The sequence below is a fragment of the Pantoea jilinensis genome, assembly GCF_019104105.1.
GTDB lineage: Bacteria > Pseudomonadota > Gammaproteobacteria > Enterobacterales > Enterobacteriaceae > Pantoea > Pantoea eucalypti.
In genome coordinates this window covers 1008457-1023504 of sequence record NZ_CP077746.1, presented here as the reverse complement: position 1 = coordinate 1023504, position 15048 = coordinate 1008457, and the positions used below count along the sequence as shown (strand labels likewise).

The window sequence follows — 15048 nt, the reverse complement described above, 5'->3', positions numbered from 1 at the left end:
TTGCGTCTGTGACTCTGCATACCAAACGGGGCTGGCAATCCAACACGTTCCGTTTGGTGTGCAGTGGCCTCCCTGAGGAGGCCACCCGAATTGCCTGTTAATCAGACAATGTTGTTAGTGGATACCGCCGATGCGACTGAATCGCACGCCGGTAGGCCACTGGCCTTCTTGTTTCTCAAAGCTCATCCAGATAGCGACCGCTTTACCGACCAGATTACGCTCCGGGACAAAGCCCCAGTAACGGCTGTCGGCGCTGTTATCACGGTTGTCGCCCATCATGAAGTATTGCCCTTTCGGCACGACCCAGCTCGACTGCGGCTGACCCGGCTGCTGATAATACATGCCTGCCTGACTCTGCGCTTCGTTTACCAGCAGAATGTCATGCGTCACGTTACCAATCGTCTCTTTGCGGGTGGCCAGGCGCAGACCTCCGCGCATAGTATCGCCCTGCGGCACCTGATAAAAACCGTTGCCGGTTTCGTTGCCATCAAAACCGCTAAAGGTCTGAATAAAGTTGCTTGGCTCAATATCGGTGTAAGTCACCGCCAGCGCCGTATCACAGGCTTTGTCGTCGCTGCAGGTCGGTTTTACCGTCAGGGTTTTGCTGTAAGGATCATAGATGACTTTGTCGCCCGGCAGGCCGATAACGCGCTTAATATAATCCAGGCTCGGATCTTTCGGGTATTTAAATACCGCGATATCGCCGCGCTTCGGCTGACCGGTTGGGATCAGCGTCGTCTGGGTAATCGGATCTTTGATACCGTAAGCGAATTTCTCCACCAGGATAAAGTCACCAATCAGCAGCGTTGGCATCATCGAGCCAGAGGGAATCTGGAACGGTTCGTAGATAAACGAACGCACGATGAACACCACCGCCAGCACCGGGAACACAGACGCGGTGGTCTCAACCCAGCCTGGCTTGGCAGCAACCTTCGCCAGCGTTTTGCTGTCGAGCGCGTTGCCGGTCTGGGCCTGAACCTCAGCCTGTTTAGCGCGACGCGCAGGTGCCCATTTAAAACGATCTATTACCCATACGATGCCAGTAATCAGCGTCGCTATCGCCAGAATCAGGGCGAACATATTAGCCATTGGAAATCCTTATTTGCTGTCCTTACCGACATGCAGAATGGCGAGGAACGCTTCCTGTGGCAGCTCAACGTTACCAACCTGCTTCATACGCTTCTTACCGTCTTTCTGTTTCTGCAGCAGTTTCTTCTTACGGCTCACGTCACCGCCATAACACTTGGCGAGTACGTTTTTACGCAGCTGTTTAACCGTTGAACGCGCGATAATGTGGTTGCCGATGGCAGCCTGAATCGCAATATCAAACTGCTGACGCGGGATGAGATCTTTCATTTTCTCAACCAGATCGCGTCCGCGATAAGGTGCGTTGTCGCGGTGAGTGATCAGCGCCAGCGCATCCACACGTTCAGAGTTAATCAGTACGTCAACGCGCACCATGTCTGAAGGCTGGAAACGTTTAAAGTTGTAATCCAGCGAGGCATAACCGCGCGAGGTTGATTTCAGACGGTCAAAGAAGTCGAGTACCACTTCTGCCATCGGAATTTCGTACGTCAGTGCCACCTGATTGCCGTGGTAAACCATGTTGGTCTGCACGCCACGCTTCTCAATACACAGCGTGATGACGTTGCCCAGATACTCCTGTGGCAGCAGCATGTGACATTCCGCAATCGGTTCACGCAGCTCTTCGATATTGTTCAGCGCAGGCAGCTTAGATGGGCTGTCAACATGAACGATCTCGCCACTGGTAGTCACGACTTCATACACCACCGTCGGCGCGGTGGTGATCAGATCGAGATCGTATTCGCGCTCCAGGCGCTCCTGGATGATCTCCATGTGCAGCAGGCCAAGGAAGCCGCAGCGGAAACCAAAGCCCAGGGCAGTTGAGCTTTCTGGCTCATAGAACAGCGAGGCATCGTTCAGGCTCAGCTTGCCGAGCGCATCACGGAACGCTTCATAGTCGTCAGAGCTGATTGGGAACAGACCGGCATAAACCTGCGGCTTCACTTTTTTGAAGCCTGGCAGCGCTTTGTCTGCCGGGTTACGCGCGGTAGTCAGGGTATCGCCCACCGGCGCGCCAAGGATATCTTTGATGGCGCAGACCAGCCAGCCGACTTCACCGCAGTTCAGTTCATTACGATCGACACGCTTCGGGGTGAAAATACCCAGACGGTCAGCGTTATAAACCTGGCCGGTGCTGAGCACTTTAATCTTGTCGCCTTTACGCATGGTGCCATTTTTCACACGCACCAGAGAAACAACGCCCAGATAGTTATCAAACCAGGAGTCGATAATCAGTGCCTGCAGCGGACCTTCCGGATCGCCTTCCGGCGGCGGAATGTCACGGACTAAGCGCTCCAGCACTTCGGGTACGCCGACGCCGGTTTTGGCTGAGCAGCGCACGGCATCCGTTGCATCGATACCGACGATATCTTCAATTTCCTGCGCGGCACGATCGGGATCGGCAGCAGGCAGGTCAATTTTGTTCAGAACCGGCACCACTTCCAGATCCATCTCCATCGCGGTATAGCAGTTCGCCAGTGTCTGCGCTTCAACACCCTGACCGGCATCCACCACCAGCAGCGCGCCTTCACAGGCGGCCAGTGAGCGGGAAACTTCATAAGAGAAGTCTACGTGGCCTGGGGTATCGATGAAATTGAGCTGGTAAGTTTGGCCGTCCTTCGCGTGGTAATCGAGTGTCACGCTCTGGGCTTTGATGGTGATCCCACGCTCACGCTCCAGATCCATAGAGTCGAGAACCTGCGCTGCCATTTCACGAGCGGTGAGTCCGCCACAGATCTGAATCAGACGGTCAGAGAGCGTAGATTTACCATGGTCGATATGAGCGATGATGGAGAAATTTCTTATGTGCTTCATTTATTGGGATATCTTCGCTTAAAATTCAGTTGAAAACCTGAGCACAGACACATTCAGGAAGATCGCTCTTTACCCACAATCCTGTCAGCCTCATTAATGACGACGCATATTACACTGTTAACGCCGCGCATAAAAGAATGGAACGTGGTGGAAGCGAAACAGATATCTGCGCAAAGCAGAATGGACAAAGGCCGCGAGATGCGCGGCCTGGACGTACGTTACGCTTCGCTTTCAACACGCAGCGCATCAGGAGGCAAGGCAATGCTCAGGATGACCGGCTGAAAAGCTTCACGGTCGCCAAATTTCATTGAAACACCTTTAGCAACAATAAAACCGCCGATGCCACCCAGCAGCGCACCGCAGGCTGCAGCCAGATCGCTGTTAAACAGCGCCTGAAACAGCCCGGCCACCAGGAAAAGACCAGACAGCGGTGTCATATAGACCAGCAGTGCTGAACCAAGCAGGCTGCTCTCTTTGATGCCGAGCTCGATACGTTGTCCAGGTTGCAGCGGCTTACTGCTGGCGATTTGCATCACATGGGCGTTTTTTGGACCGAGTTTATTCAGCATATGACTGCCACAGCCTTTACGCGCCTGGCAACTGTTGCAGGACGTTTTTGCTTCGGTGTGCAGTGTGGCGATGCCATCCTGCCATGCCACTACGGTGGCCCATTCTCTCATCATTTTTGTGACCCCAGGTCAATGCTGTCCGCAATACGTTTTGCGGTGGAGGGCGGCAATTCGCCAATCACTGCAATTTCGTTATTATTGCGCACAACGGTCTGGACCGTACGACGTCCCGTGCGCAATGTCTGCGTCAGACTGGTTTTATCGGCTGGCGTCACGTTGATGGCGAAACTAAACAGCCCATCGCTGTAGAGCTTCGACTCCATATTTTTGTTCAGCCCCGGCAGTGTACGGCGATTCTGCGACACCAGGGACATGCCGGCAGGTATCCAGCCAGGTTGCCAGGTAAGCGTAACCGCATCCCCTTTCGGCACGGATAGCGACGGAGGCAGATTCGCTTTCTCGAGTCCCTGCATCAGATTACGCACCCCTTCATCCACCGCAAAGCTGATCACGCGGAACTGCTCCAGCGTTTCGCCATCACGATCAAGCAGGTCGATTCGCAACGGCAGTTTGGTGTCCACATCCAGCCAGACCACATAGCTGTAACGGGTGCCATCACGGGAAACGATACGCAGCACATCACACATTTGATCGGCAATGCGGGAGCGCCCTACGGTAATAAAATCGTAGGCTGAGGCAAGTTTGGTGAAGTCAGCAAAAATTACCGAGGGCAAGGCATCGATAATATGATTACCGGGAAGCGAAAAGGGATCGAGGCCGGGTTCGAAGTAGCTGATATCGTTGCCACGCTGGATAACTTCCCGGCGAGGCCCGTCCATCTGTAACAACTGCGCGAATATCCGGTTATCGATCACAGCGTGACGATAACGCAGCGATTCAATGCCGATGCGCGAGACGTTGATATAGGCGAATTCGTAGTTGAGGTTCTGACTTGCCTGCTCCATCTGCTGCAATAACGCCCCGGACGCGGTAGTTTGCGCCGGGGCGGCAGATGACCATAACAGACTGCCTGTCAGCAGGCTAACAGCATACCAAAGCGGCTTCATTACTGCTGCTGCTGTCCTAATGATTGGTTTCCGGGAACATCAACCTGCGCCTGTTTTGGCGCATTGGTTTCAATCTGCAGCTGGTCAGCATGCAGACGACGTTGCAGTTCATAGTCCTGCAGCATCGCATTTACGCGACGACGCTGGTCCTGAACCTGCTGGTTTGAGCTGTTTGTATCAAACGCATCTGACGGCACACCCAGGCTCACCGGCGACGCTTTCCCCATCATCGGCATGGTATTGAATACCGGAGAGTCAGAGGTTTGCGTGGCACTGCCTGCCGGCTGATTGTAGTGCTGAACACCCACGATCACGGCCAGTGAAACGCAGGCAGCCACACCCACCTGAGTCAGTTGCGCAGCCCATGGACGCGCTTTTTTCCAGAACGGCATTTTTTCCCAGCGGGAAGGCTCTGGCTGAGCTTCAGGGATCAGCGTAGTGACCGAACGTTTAGGTTCTTTTTCGATGGCAGCAGCGACGCGCGCAGAGATATCGAAATGCAGGACATCGCCTGTATCACCACGCATTGTATCGCGGATGAGATGATAGCTCGCCCAGCTTTTCTGTAATTCTGCGTCCTTAGACAAGGCGGAAAACAGCTCGTTATCTAAGGTCTCACCATCCATTAAAGCGGAAAGTTTTTCTTTCTGCATGCCTATGTACCCTTCCAGTAGCCGTTATCACTAACGTTGGATAAGCGGTTGAACTTTGTTATCAATGGCCTCTCGCGCACGAAAGATACGTGATCGAACAGTGCCTACCGGGCAATCCATAATGACGGCGATCTCTTCATAACTCAGACCGTCCAGTTCCCTGAGGGTGATTGCCATACGCAAGTCCTCAGGTAGCGCCTCGATGGTACGAAAGACAATTTGTTTCAATTCGTCAGACAACATTAAGTTCTCAGGGTTCGAAATTTCTTTTAATGCACCCGCACTTTCAAAATTTTCTGCGTCAATCGCATCCACATCGCTGGATGGCGGACGTCGCCCCTGAGCAACCAGGTAATTTTTCGCTGTGTTAACCGCAATGCGGTACAACCAGGTATAAAACGCGCTATCGCCCCGGAATGAGTCCAGTGCGCGATACGCTTTAATAAACGATTCCTGTACTACATCAGGGACGTCGCCCGAGGGAACATAGCGTGAAACCAGACTCGCCACTTTATGCTGGTAACGAATTACCAGTAAGTTGAACGATTTTTGATCTCCCTTCTGTACCCGCTCGACAAGGACCTGATCCGTTAACTGCTCGCTCATCCGAGGTAATGTCTCCCCAAATTTTTCATATGCAAAAGTAACTGCCAGCACATCTCATGTTCTGAGCAAGCATGCGCTTAGAGTTGTGATGTGGTGCGAAGTTCACTTCTCGCCCTGATATTTAACACGCCAATAGCCATTACACAGGTTGTTCGTTTTCGTTCAGTGTCAGGCGCGTAAATCGCAGGCAGAGTAACCTATGACAAGAGCTTTTTCATCATTAAATCCTTTAGGTTTAATAAGTTTGCTATAAAAAACCACCTCGTTAGCAGCCCGTTTTTAACTTACTGATTATAGGTAACTTTGGGAAATTCACTGCCGAATAGCGTGAGCTGGTGTTTAAAATACTTCACAGAACCCCCTATTGCGCTTATGCTCAGACGTATTCTTGTTTAGTAAATTAAACATTATGATGAATGTGACCCCGGATTATGAGTGCGATGTATTAATTGTTGGCAGCGGTGCCGCCGGTCTGTCGCTGGCGTTACGGCTGGCGAAGCATTGTCAGGTGACCGTACTCAGTAAAGCGCAGGTGAATGAGGGTTCAACGCTCTATGCCCAGGGCGGTATTGCTGCGGTGTTTGATGAGACGGATAGCATTGAGTCGCACATCGAAGATACGCTGATTGCTGGCGCAGGTTTATGCGACCGTGATGCTGTCTCGTTTATTGCCAGTAATGCGCGGCATTGCGTACAGTGGCTGATCGACAACGGCGTCGCGTTTGATCTCGACCCGCAGGCAGCGGGCGATATGCGCTATCACCTGACACGCGAAGGCGGCCACAGTCATCGTCGTATCCTGCACAGCGCTGACGCCACCGGTCACGCGGTTGAAACCACACTGGTGAGTCAGGCGCTCAGCCACCCCAATATCCGGATTCTCGAACGTACCAATGCGGTCGACCTGATTCTTTCAGATAAAATCGGCCTGTCGGGCACACGCCGTGTGGTCGGTGCATGGATCTGGAACCGTAATCGTGAGCGGGTCGAAACCTGTCGGGCGCGGGCCGTCGTGGTCGCCACCGGCGGTGCCGCCAAAGTCTATCAATACACCACCAACCCCGATATCGCCTCCGGTGATGGCATCGCCATGGCGTGGCGCGCGGGCTGTCGGGTCGCCAATCTGGAATTTAACCAGTTCCACCCAACCTGCCTGTTTCATCCGCAGGCGCAGAATTTCCTGTTAACCGAAGCGTTACGCGGTGAAGGTGCCTGGCTGCTGCGTCCCGATGGCAGTCGTTTCATGCCCGATTTTGATGAGCGTGCCGAACTGGCTCCGCGCGATATCGTCGCCCGGGCCATCGATCATGAAATGAAGCGGCTGGGTGTCGACTGTATGTATCTGGATATCAGCCACCAGCCTGAAGAGTTTGTTCGCGCGCACTTCCCGATGATCTATGAGAAGTTGCTGACCTTTGGCTTTGACCTGACCAAAGAGCCCATCCCGATTGTGCCTGCCGCGCATTACACCTGTGGCGGTGTCATGGTCGATCAGCATGGTCAGACTGACGTCAATGGGCTCTATGCCATCGGTGAGGTGAGTTACACCGGCCTGCACGGCGCTAATCGCATGGCTTCGAATTCACTGCTGGAGTGTCTGGTTTATGGCTGGTCTGCGGCAGAAGCGCTGATCAAGACGCTGCCCGCCATTGAAGCCGTTACTGCATTGCCTGCATGGGATGAAAGCCAGGTCGATGACGCCGATGAGCGCGTGGTAATCCAGCATAACTGGCACGAGCTGAGGCTATTTATGTGGGATTATGTCGGTATTGTCCGCACGACCCGGCGTCTGGAACGGGCGTTGCGCCGCATTAACCTGCTTCAGCAGGAGATCGATGAATATTATCGCCATTTCCGCCTCTCCAATAATCTGCTGGAGCTGCGCAACCTGGTGCAGGTCGCTGACCTGATGGTACGCTGCGCGCTGGAGCGGAAAGAGAGCCGTGGCCTGCACTTTATCCGCGACTACCCGGATTTACTGCCAGAGGCGCTGCCGACCATTCTGACACCACCGGGCTACATGAAGAGGTAAAACTCCCGCGTCAGGCTGCACCACTCATCGGAATAGCGGGTGTCCGGCGCGCGGATGGCCAGACGCTCCAGTAACGTTTCACCGGCCTGCGGTGAAAAAGCCAGCACAACGCGATGTGGTGGACGATGGGCATATTCCGCCACGTCCAGCCGGAAACGCAGATGCCAGCCATCCGCCTTAGCCAGATCGATAAACGCCTGGCCGGAAGCCGAGGGCAGCACGACACAGAACATGCCCTCCTCTTCAATCAGTAACGCGGCACTGCGTAAGAGCGTCTGATGGTCGAGCGAAGCCGTCGAGCGTGCGCTGTCCCGCGCCGCGGTAGAGCAGGCCACGCCCGGCGCGAAATACGGGGGATTGCTGACGATAAGCGAGTAACGTTTATCACACTGCTCAGCCCAGCCGGCGATATCCTGCTGATGCACCCGAATACGTTCGGGCCACGGCGACTGCTGCACATTCTCCTGCGCCTGCCCTGCGGCTTCCGGTTCTAACTCAACCGCATCGATTTCAACCGGCGACGGCGTGCGCTGTGCCAGCATCAGCGCGATAAGCCCGCTGCCGCTGCCAATATCCAGAATGCGCCTGACACCGGCAACGGGCGCCCAGGACCCGAGCAGAATGGCATCGGTGCCCACTTTCATCGCACAGCGATCGTGTGCGACAAAAAATTGTTTAAAGGTAAAACCGTTCTTGTTTAACTGTGGCCGTTCACGCGGCTTATCCTGCATCATTCGTCACTACCATCGTTTTTTCCTGCCGTACGGCAGCGCATGAGTGTAACGTGACAACAGAGGGAATTCACGCGACAGACACCCCCAGGCGCAGCCGAAACGGATTAACAGATGAAGATTCAGTCTGATCTGTCTATAATCAGCGCCCCAAACTGAGGTAGACCATGACAGTAACCACATTTTCCGAACTCGAACTCGACGAAAGCCTGCTACAAGCGTTGCAGGAAAAAGGCTTTACGCGCCCAACAGTGATCCAGGCTGCTGCAATTCCGCCCGCACTGGAGGGTCGTGACGTTCTGGGTTCGGCACCTACAGGGACCGGGAAAACCGCCGCGTATCTGTTACCGGCGTTGCAGCACCTGCTTGATTTTCCGCGCAAGAAATCCGGACCACCCCGCATCCTGATTGTGACCCCAACACGCGAACTGGCGATGCAGGTTGCCGATCATGCGCGTGAACTGGCGAAACATACCCATCTGGATATCGCCACGATCACGGGCGGCGTGGCTTATATGAACCATGCCGAAGTGTTCAGCGAAAACCAGGATATTGTCGTCGCCACCACCGGCCGACTGCTGCAGTACATCAAAGAAGAGAACTTTGACTGTCGCGCCGTAGAAACCCTGGTACTGGATGAAGCGGACCGCATGCTTGATATGGGCTTTGCCCAGGATATCGAAACCATCGCGGCTGAAACGCGCTGGCGTAAGCAGACCATGCTCTTTTCCGCCACGCTGGAAGGCGACAACATTCGCGACTTCGCCGAGCGTCTGCTGAACGATCCGGTAGAGCTGGAAGCGGACCCGAGCCGTCGTGAGCGCAAAAAAATTCAGCAGTGGTACTACCGCGCTGATGATCTGCAGCACAAGACAAAATTACTGATTCACCTGCTGAAACAGCCGGATGTGACGCGCTGCATCGTGTTCGTGCGTAAGCGTGAGCGTCTGCATGAGCTGGTGAGCTGGCTGCACGAAGCGGGGATTCGCAGCAGCTATCTTGAAGGCGAAATGGTGCAGGCGAAACGTAACGAAGCGATTAAGCGCCTGAGCGAAGGACGCGTTAACGTGCTGGTTGCTACCGATATCGCGGCACGTGGCATTGATGTTGAGGATGTCAGTCACGTCTTTAACTATGACATGCCGCGCACCGCAGATACTTACCTGCACCGCATTGGGCGTACCGGTCGTGCGGGCCGTAAAGGCATCGCCATCTCACTGGTTGAAGCGCACGATTTCGTCCTGCTGGGCAAAATCACCCGCTATGTTAACGAGCCTATCAAAGCGCGTGTGATTGATGAGCTGCGTCCGGAAACGCGTGCGCCAAGTGCCAAAACCACGGGAAAACCGTCGAAAAAGGTACTGGCCAAACGTGCAGAGAAGAAAGCCAGCGAAACTGAAAAACCGCGGGTGAAAAACCGTCATCGTGATGCCAAAAATGTCGGCAAACGCCGCAAGGCAAGCGGCAGTACGCCAGCTAACGATAATGCGGAATAAATCATCGCCGTCATAAAAAAATCGCCTCAATTGAGGCGATTTTTTTTATCTGATAATCAGTAATAACCTTTTCACACTGTTTTTCATGCCAGCGCGTTTTCTTTAAGGCGCGAGCATAACAATGCCGGACGTTAAACTTCTTATCTCGTTAATAATTAAGCTAAAGATTGCTGTGTGCGCTTTGCGCTTATTTTCATCACCTGATTAATCAGACTGCTTAAAGACTTTCAGTAAAGGTACGGGTGATGACGTCGCGCTGCTGCTCTGGTGTCAGTGAGTTAAAACGCACGGCATAGCCGGAAACACGAATGGTCAGCTGCGGATAGTTCTCAGGATGTTTAACCGCATCTTCCAGTGTTTCACGACGCAGAACGTTGACGTTCAGATGCTGTCCACCTTCAACCCGCACCTGAGGTTTAATTTCAACCGGCACTTCACGCCAGGCAAATTCGCCCAGTTCGCTGAGCGCGACAACCTGGTCTTCTTCATAGCCCGCTTTTGCACACAGGCAACGCGCCTGGGCTTTCTCTTCGTCCAGCAGCCAGAATGAGTTCAGTAACTGTGAGTTGTTTGATTGCGTGATCTGGATACCCGTGATCATGATTGCGTCTCCCGAATAAAACGTGAATACATCAAATTTGAGGCCCCGGTATAGCACTCTTTATTCCAGTCCTCTTTGACCTGTATCAATACGAATCAGGCATTCAGGCGGCTTTAACGCTAACCCGTTGATCTCAAAACCGCTTCCATTCAAAAATAGTTTGTATTATTAAAATTATTTTTGCCTTCAGGTCGACAGCAGGAACAGCTAAGCTTACGGCACTAACGTTAAGGGAGTTGAACATGGCTGAAAAGCTGACCTGGCACGACGTGCTGGCTGAAGAGAAAGAGAAACCCTATTTTATTGAGACGCTGAAGCAGGTCGCCGATCGGCGCGCCGAGGGTGTAACCGTCTATCCGCCGCAGAAAGATGTGTTTAACGCCTTTCGCCTGACAGAACTGGGCGACGTCAACGTTGTGATCCTGGGTCAGGATCCCTATCACGGGCCGAATCAGGCGCATGGACTGGCTTTTTCGGTGCTGCCCGGCGTTCAGGTGCCGCCCTCACTGCAGAATATCTATAAAGAGCTGGTACAGGATATTCCCGGCTTTGAAAAGCCCAACCACGGCTTTCTTGAGAGCTGGGCTAAACAGGGCGTGATGTTACTCAACACAGTGTTAACGGTTGAAGCGGGTAAAGCCCATTCTCATGCCCGATTCGGCTGGGAGACCTTTACGGATAATGTGATTGCGGCAATTAACCAGCACTGTGAAGGGGTGATTTTTTTACTGTGGGGTTCGCATGCCCAGAAGAAAGGCAGCATTATTGATCGCAAGCGCCATCATGTGTTGCAGGCACCGCATCCCTCGCCGCTTTCCGCGCATCGTGGCTTTTTCGGCAGCAAACACTTTTCGACCACCAATGAACTGCTGAGCGCAGCCGGTAAAAAACCGGTGGACTGGACGCCGGTCTTACCGGATTAACGCCAGAAAGCACACGGCCGCGTCAGTGCGCGGCCGTGTGACAGGATTCAGGCGTTGAATCAGCTTTTAGCTTTAGAAACCGCCACCATCGCCGGACGCAGCAGGCGACCATTCAGCGTATAGCCACGCTGCATCACCAGCATGACATGGTTAGGCTCAAACTCTTCAGACTCCATCATCGACATTGCCTGATGCACTTCCGGGTTAAATGGCACGCCCGTTTCGCCTACCACTTCAACACCGAATTTACGCACGGCACCCAGCAGGCCTTTCAGGGTCAGCTCAATCCCTTCGATCATGGATGCCAGCTGCGGGTCTTCTTTGTTTGCCACTTCCAGCGCACGTTCCAGGCTGTCGATGACTGGCAGCAGTTCGTTGGCAAACTTCTCCAGCGCAAATTTATGCGCCTTCTCAACGTCCATTTCGGCACGACGACGAATGTTCTCAACTTCAGCCTGCGCACGCAGCTGGGCATCGCGCACACCGGTTTGCGACTGCGCTAATTCAGCTTCGAGCTGAGCAATACGCTCATCACGCGGATCCACCTCTGCTGCTGTCTCCGCTTCCTGAGGTTGCTGCTGATCCTGCTGAATTTCGTCTGAGACTTGCTCGTTTGGGGTGTTCTGTTCTTTACTACTCATGAATTTCTCCGCGTTTTGCACATTCATTTCGCTGGTTGGCTTATTATGGGGATTGGTATGACGGATTCAAGGGAACCTATCACATTGCCTTGCCGTTTTGGCTTATAAGGAACACCGACCAGATGAACAAACACTTTAACTGCATTGGGATTGTGGGTCATCCGCGCCATCCCACTGCGTTAACCACGCATGAGATGCTCTGGCGCTGGCTGACGGCCAAAGGTTATCAGGTGATCGTTGAGAAGCAGATTGCCCAGGAGCTGTCGCTTCACGACGTACAGACGGGCACGCTGGCGGAGATTGGTCAGCAGGCTGATTTAGCCGTCGTGGTGGGTGGTGACGGCAATATGCTGGGCGCAGCGCGGGTGCTGGCGCGTTATGACATCAAAGTGATCGGCATTAACCGCGGTAATCTCGGTTTTCTCACTGACCTCGATCCGGATAACGCACAGCAACAGCTGGATGAGGTGCTGCAGGGCAACTATTTCGTCGAGAGCCGCTTTCTGCTGGAAGCGCAGGTGTGCAAATCGGACTGCTCGCCCCGTATCGGCTCTGCCATCAATGAAGTGGTGCTGCACCCTGGCAAAGTGGCACACATGATCGAATTTGAAGTTTACATTGATGAAGTGTTCGCCTTTTCCCAACGCTCAGACGGGCTGATTATCTCCACGCCCACCGGCTCTACAGCCTACTCACTCTCGGCGGGCGGCCCTATTCTGACGCCGTCACTGGAGGCGATTGTGCTGGTGCCGATGTTCCCGCATACGCTTTCCGCGCGGCCACTGGTGATCAACAGCAGCAGTACCATCCGTTTACGCTTTTCTTCACGTCGCAGTGACCTGGAGATCAGCTGTGACAGCCAGATTGCGTTGCCCATCCAGGAGGGCGAGGATGTACTGATTCGCCGCAGTGCCGGTCATCTTGATTTGATCCATCCTAAAAACTACAGCTATTTCAATACGCTGAGTTCGAAACTGGGCTGGTCAAAAAAATTGTTCTGAAAACCGGCCTCGCCTCTTTACTGGATAAAAAACCAGTTTATACTGTATGAAAAACCATATGTGTTTATTCATACAGGTGAACCTATGCTGGCCCAACTGACCATCAGTAATTTCGCTATCGTTCGTGAGCTCGACATTGATTTCCAACGCGGCATGACAGCTATCACGGGTGAGACCGGTGCCGGCAAGTCTATCGCCATTGATGCGCTGGGATTGTGTCTGGGCGGTCGTGCTGATGCTGACATGGTGCGTCAGGGAGCCAGCCGGGCTGACCTCTGTGCCCGCTTCCAGCTTAAGTCCTCCCCTTCTGCCCAGCGCTGGCTGGTCGATAATCATCTGGATGAGGGCAACGAGTGCCTGCTGCGCCGGGTAATCAGCGCTGACGGACGCTCCCGTGGCTTTATCAATGGCACGGCGGTGCCGCTCTCTCAGCTGCGCGACCTCGGCCAGTTGCTGATTCAGATCCACGGTCAGCATGCCCATCAGCTTCTGCTTAAACCTGATCATCAGAAACATCTGCTGGATGCCTATGCCGGTCACGACGAGCTGCTGCAGCAAATGCGCGCCAGCTATCAGACCTGGAATCAGAGCTGTCGCACCCTGGCGCTGCATCAGCAGCAGGCGCAGGAACGCGAATCACGTCGCGAGCTGTTGCAGTATCAGTTGAAAGAGCTGAACGACTTCGCACCGCAGCCGGGTGAATATGAGCAGATCGATGAAGAGTACAAGCGTCTGGCTAACAGCGGACAACTGCTGTCGACCAGCCAGCAGGCACTGCAGTTGTTAGCAGACAGCGATGACACGAATCTCAATAGCCTTCTCTACACGGCGCGTGAGATGATTTCTGAACTGACTTCGCTGGATGAGAAGCTGAACGGCGTGCACAACCTGCTGGAAGAAGCCGCCATTCAGCTGACCGAAGCCAGCGATGAGCTGCGTCACTACTGTGACAGTCTGGATATGGATCCCAACCGCCTGTATGAGCTGGAAAAGCGTATCTCACGTCAGATCGCGCTGGCCCGTAAGCATCACGTCACGCCGGAAGGTCTGCCCGAACTGCATCAGCAATTGCTGGCAGAAGCGGAGCTGCTCTCACAGCATGAAAGCGATCAGGAGAGCCTGCAGTCACTGGTGGGTGAACATTATCAGGCCGCGCTGAAAAGCGCAGAGCAACTGCATCAGCAGCGCAGCCACTTTGCTGACGAACTGCAGCAGCTGATCACCCAGAGTATGCATCTGCTCTCCATGCCGCACGGCCAGTTTAAAATTGCGCTGACCTTTAATCCGGATCAGCTCACGGCAGACGGCGCGAGCCGCGTCGATTTCCAGGTCACCACTAACCCAGGCCAGCCACTGCAGCCTCTGGGCAAAGTGGCTTCGGGTGGTGAACTGTCGCGTATCGCGCTGGCAATTCAGGTGATTACCGCGAAGAAAATGGAAACACCGGCGATGATTTTCGATGAAGTGGATGTCGGCATCAGCGGCCCGACCGCTGCCGTGGTCGGTAAACTGCTGCGTCAGTTGGGTGAATCGACCCAGGTGATGTGTGTGACTCACCTGCCGCAGGTGGCCGGTTGTGGTCATCAGCACTTCTACGTCAGCAAAGAGACCGATGGCGCAATGACTGAAACCCATATGCAGCCACTGGACAAGCGGGCGCGTCTGCAGGAACTGGCGCGACTGCTGGGCGGCAGCGAGGTCACACGCAATACCCTGGCCAACGCAAAAGAACTTTTAGCCGCATAGCAGCGCACTTTTTTAACCCTCCGTGGTCATATGCTTGCTCTGTAGAGGTTTCCAACAGCGAAAAGGTTTATTATCATCGGCACT

General features: G+C 54.0%; 14 protein-coding genes. 5 read left to right on the top strand and 9 right to left on the bottom strand.

What is annotated here, in order from left to right; all coding sequences use genetic code 11:
• Window positions 1-114: 114 nt before the first annotated feature.
• From lepB to rpoE, 6 genes are all read right to left on the bottom strand, one after another.
• Window positions 115-1089, bottom strand: a complete 975-nt coding sequence (lepB, locus tag KTJ90_RS04870) for a signal peptidase I (protein WP_003848604.1) — start codon at window positions 1087-1089, stop codon at window positions 115-117.
• Between the two features lie 9 nt (window positions 1090-1098).
• Complete coding sequence (lepA, locus tag KTJ90_RS04865; RefSeq protein ID WP_003848603.1) at window positions 1099-2898, bottom strand: translation elongation factor 4; 1800 nt, start codon at window positions 2896-2898, stop codon at window positions 1099-1101.
• A gap of 218 nt (window positions 2899-3116) precedes the next feature.
• Window positions 3117-3581 carry a SoxR-reducing system protein RseC gene (gene rseC, locus KTJ90_RS04860; RefSeq protein WP_008926717.1) on the bottom strand — a complete coding sequence of 155 codons (465 nt, stop codon included), beginning with the start codon at window positions 3579-3581 and terminating at the stop codon, window positions 3117-3119.
• Window positions 3578-4534 (bottom strand): sigma-E factor regulatory protein RseB, encoded by a 957-nt coding sequence (rseB, locus tag KTJ90_RS04855; protein ID WP_003848599.1) that lies wholly within the window; start codon window positions 4532-4534, stop codon window positions 3578-3580. The genes rseC and rseB overlap by 4 nt, the downstream gene beginning before the upstream one ends.
• Window positions 4534-5187: an anti-sigma-E factor RseA gene (gene rseA, locus KTJ90_RS04850; RefSeq protein WP_003848597.1), complete on the bottom strand. Its 654-nt coding sequence runs from the start codon at window positions 5185-5187 to the stop codon at window positions 4534-4536. The genes rseB and rseA overlap by 1 nt, the downstream gene beginning before the upstream one ends.
• Before the next feature lie 30 nt (window positions 5188-5217).
• Entirely contained in the window at window positions 5218-5793 is a 576-nt protein-coding gene (gene rpoE, locus KTJ90_RS04845) for an RNA polymerase sigma factor RpoE (RefSeq protein ID WP_003848595.1), read from the bottom strand.
• A gap of 412 nt (window positions 5794-6205) precedes the next feature.
• On the opposite strand from rpoE, the gene nadB reads away from it, so the two are divergent.
• Window positions 6206-7825: an L-aspartate oxidase gene (gene nadB, locus KTJ90_RS04840; RefSeq protein WP_499026454.1), complete on the top strand. Its 1620-nt coding sequence runs from the start codon at window positions 6206-6208 to the stop codon at window positions 7823-7825.
• Here the strand turns inward: nadB and trmN are convergent.
• Window positions 7810-8559 (bottom strand): tRNA(1)(Val) (adenine(37)-N(6))-methyltransferase TrmN, encoded by a 750-nt coding sequence (gene trmN, locus KTJ90_RS04835; RefSeq protein WP_008926719.1) that lies wholly within the window; start codon window positions 8557-8559, stop codon window positions 7810-7812. The two genes, nadB and trmN, sit on opposite strands and share 16 nt — an antisense overlap.
• 164 nt (window positions 8560-8723) lie before the next feature.
• Between trmN and srmB the strand changes: the two genes are divergently transcribed.
• On the top strand, window positions 8724-10052 hold the full coding sequence (srmB, locus tag KTJ90_RS04830) for an ATP-dependent RNA helicase SrmB (protein WP_499025970.1): 1329 nt from the start codon (window positions 8724-8726) through the stop codon (window positions 10050-10052).
• Window positions 10053-10269: 217 nt separating this feature from the next.
• Here the strand turns inward: srmB and grcA are convergent, their stop codons facing one another.
• Window positions 10270-10653 (bottom strand): autonomous glycyl radical cofactor GrcA, encoded by a 384-nt coding sequence (gene grcA, locus KTJ90_RS04825; RefSeq protein WP_008926720.1) that lies wholly within the window; start codon window positions 10651-10653, stop codon window positions 10270-10272.
• Between the two features lie 242 nt (window positions 10654-10895).
• On the opposite strand from grcA, the gene ung reads away from it, so the two are divergent.
• Window positions 10896-11576 carry a uracil-DNA glycosylase gene (gene ung, locus KTJ90_RS04820; RefSeq protein ID WP_105098901.1) on the top strand — a complete coding sequence of 227 codons (681 nt, stop codon included), beginning with the start codon at window positions 10896-10898 and terminating at the stop codon, window positions 11574-11576.
• A gap of 59 nt (window positions 11577-11635) precedes the next feature.
• Here the strand turns inward: ung and grpE are convergent, their stop codons facing one another.
• Entirely contained in the window at window positions 11636-12217 is a 582-nt protein-coding gene (grpE, locus tag KTJ90_RS04815) for a nucleotide exchange factor GrpE (RefSeq protein WP_003848585.1), read from the bottom strand.
• Window positions 12218-12339: 122 nt separating this feature from the next.
• Here grpE and nadK point away from each other — a divergent pair, with 122 nt between their 5' ends.
• Together nadK and recN are read left to right on the top strand one after the other, a co-directional pair.
• Complete coding sequence (gene nadK / locus KTJ90_RS04810) at window positions 12340-13218, top strand: NAD(+) kinase (protein WP_003848582.1); 879 nt, start codon at window positions 12340-12342, stop codon at window positions 13216-13218.
• 84 nt (window positions 13219-13302) lie between these two features.
• Window positions 13303-14964 carry a DNA repair protein RecN gene (gene recN / locus KTJ90_RS04805; protein ID WP_039659509.1) on the top strand — a complete coding sequence of 554 codons (1662 nt, stop codon included), beginning with the start codon at window positions 13303-13305 and terminating at the stop codon, window positions 14962-14964.
• Window positions 14965-15048 lie beyond the last annotated feature (84 nt).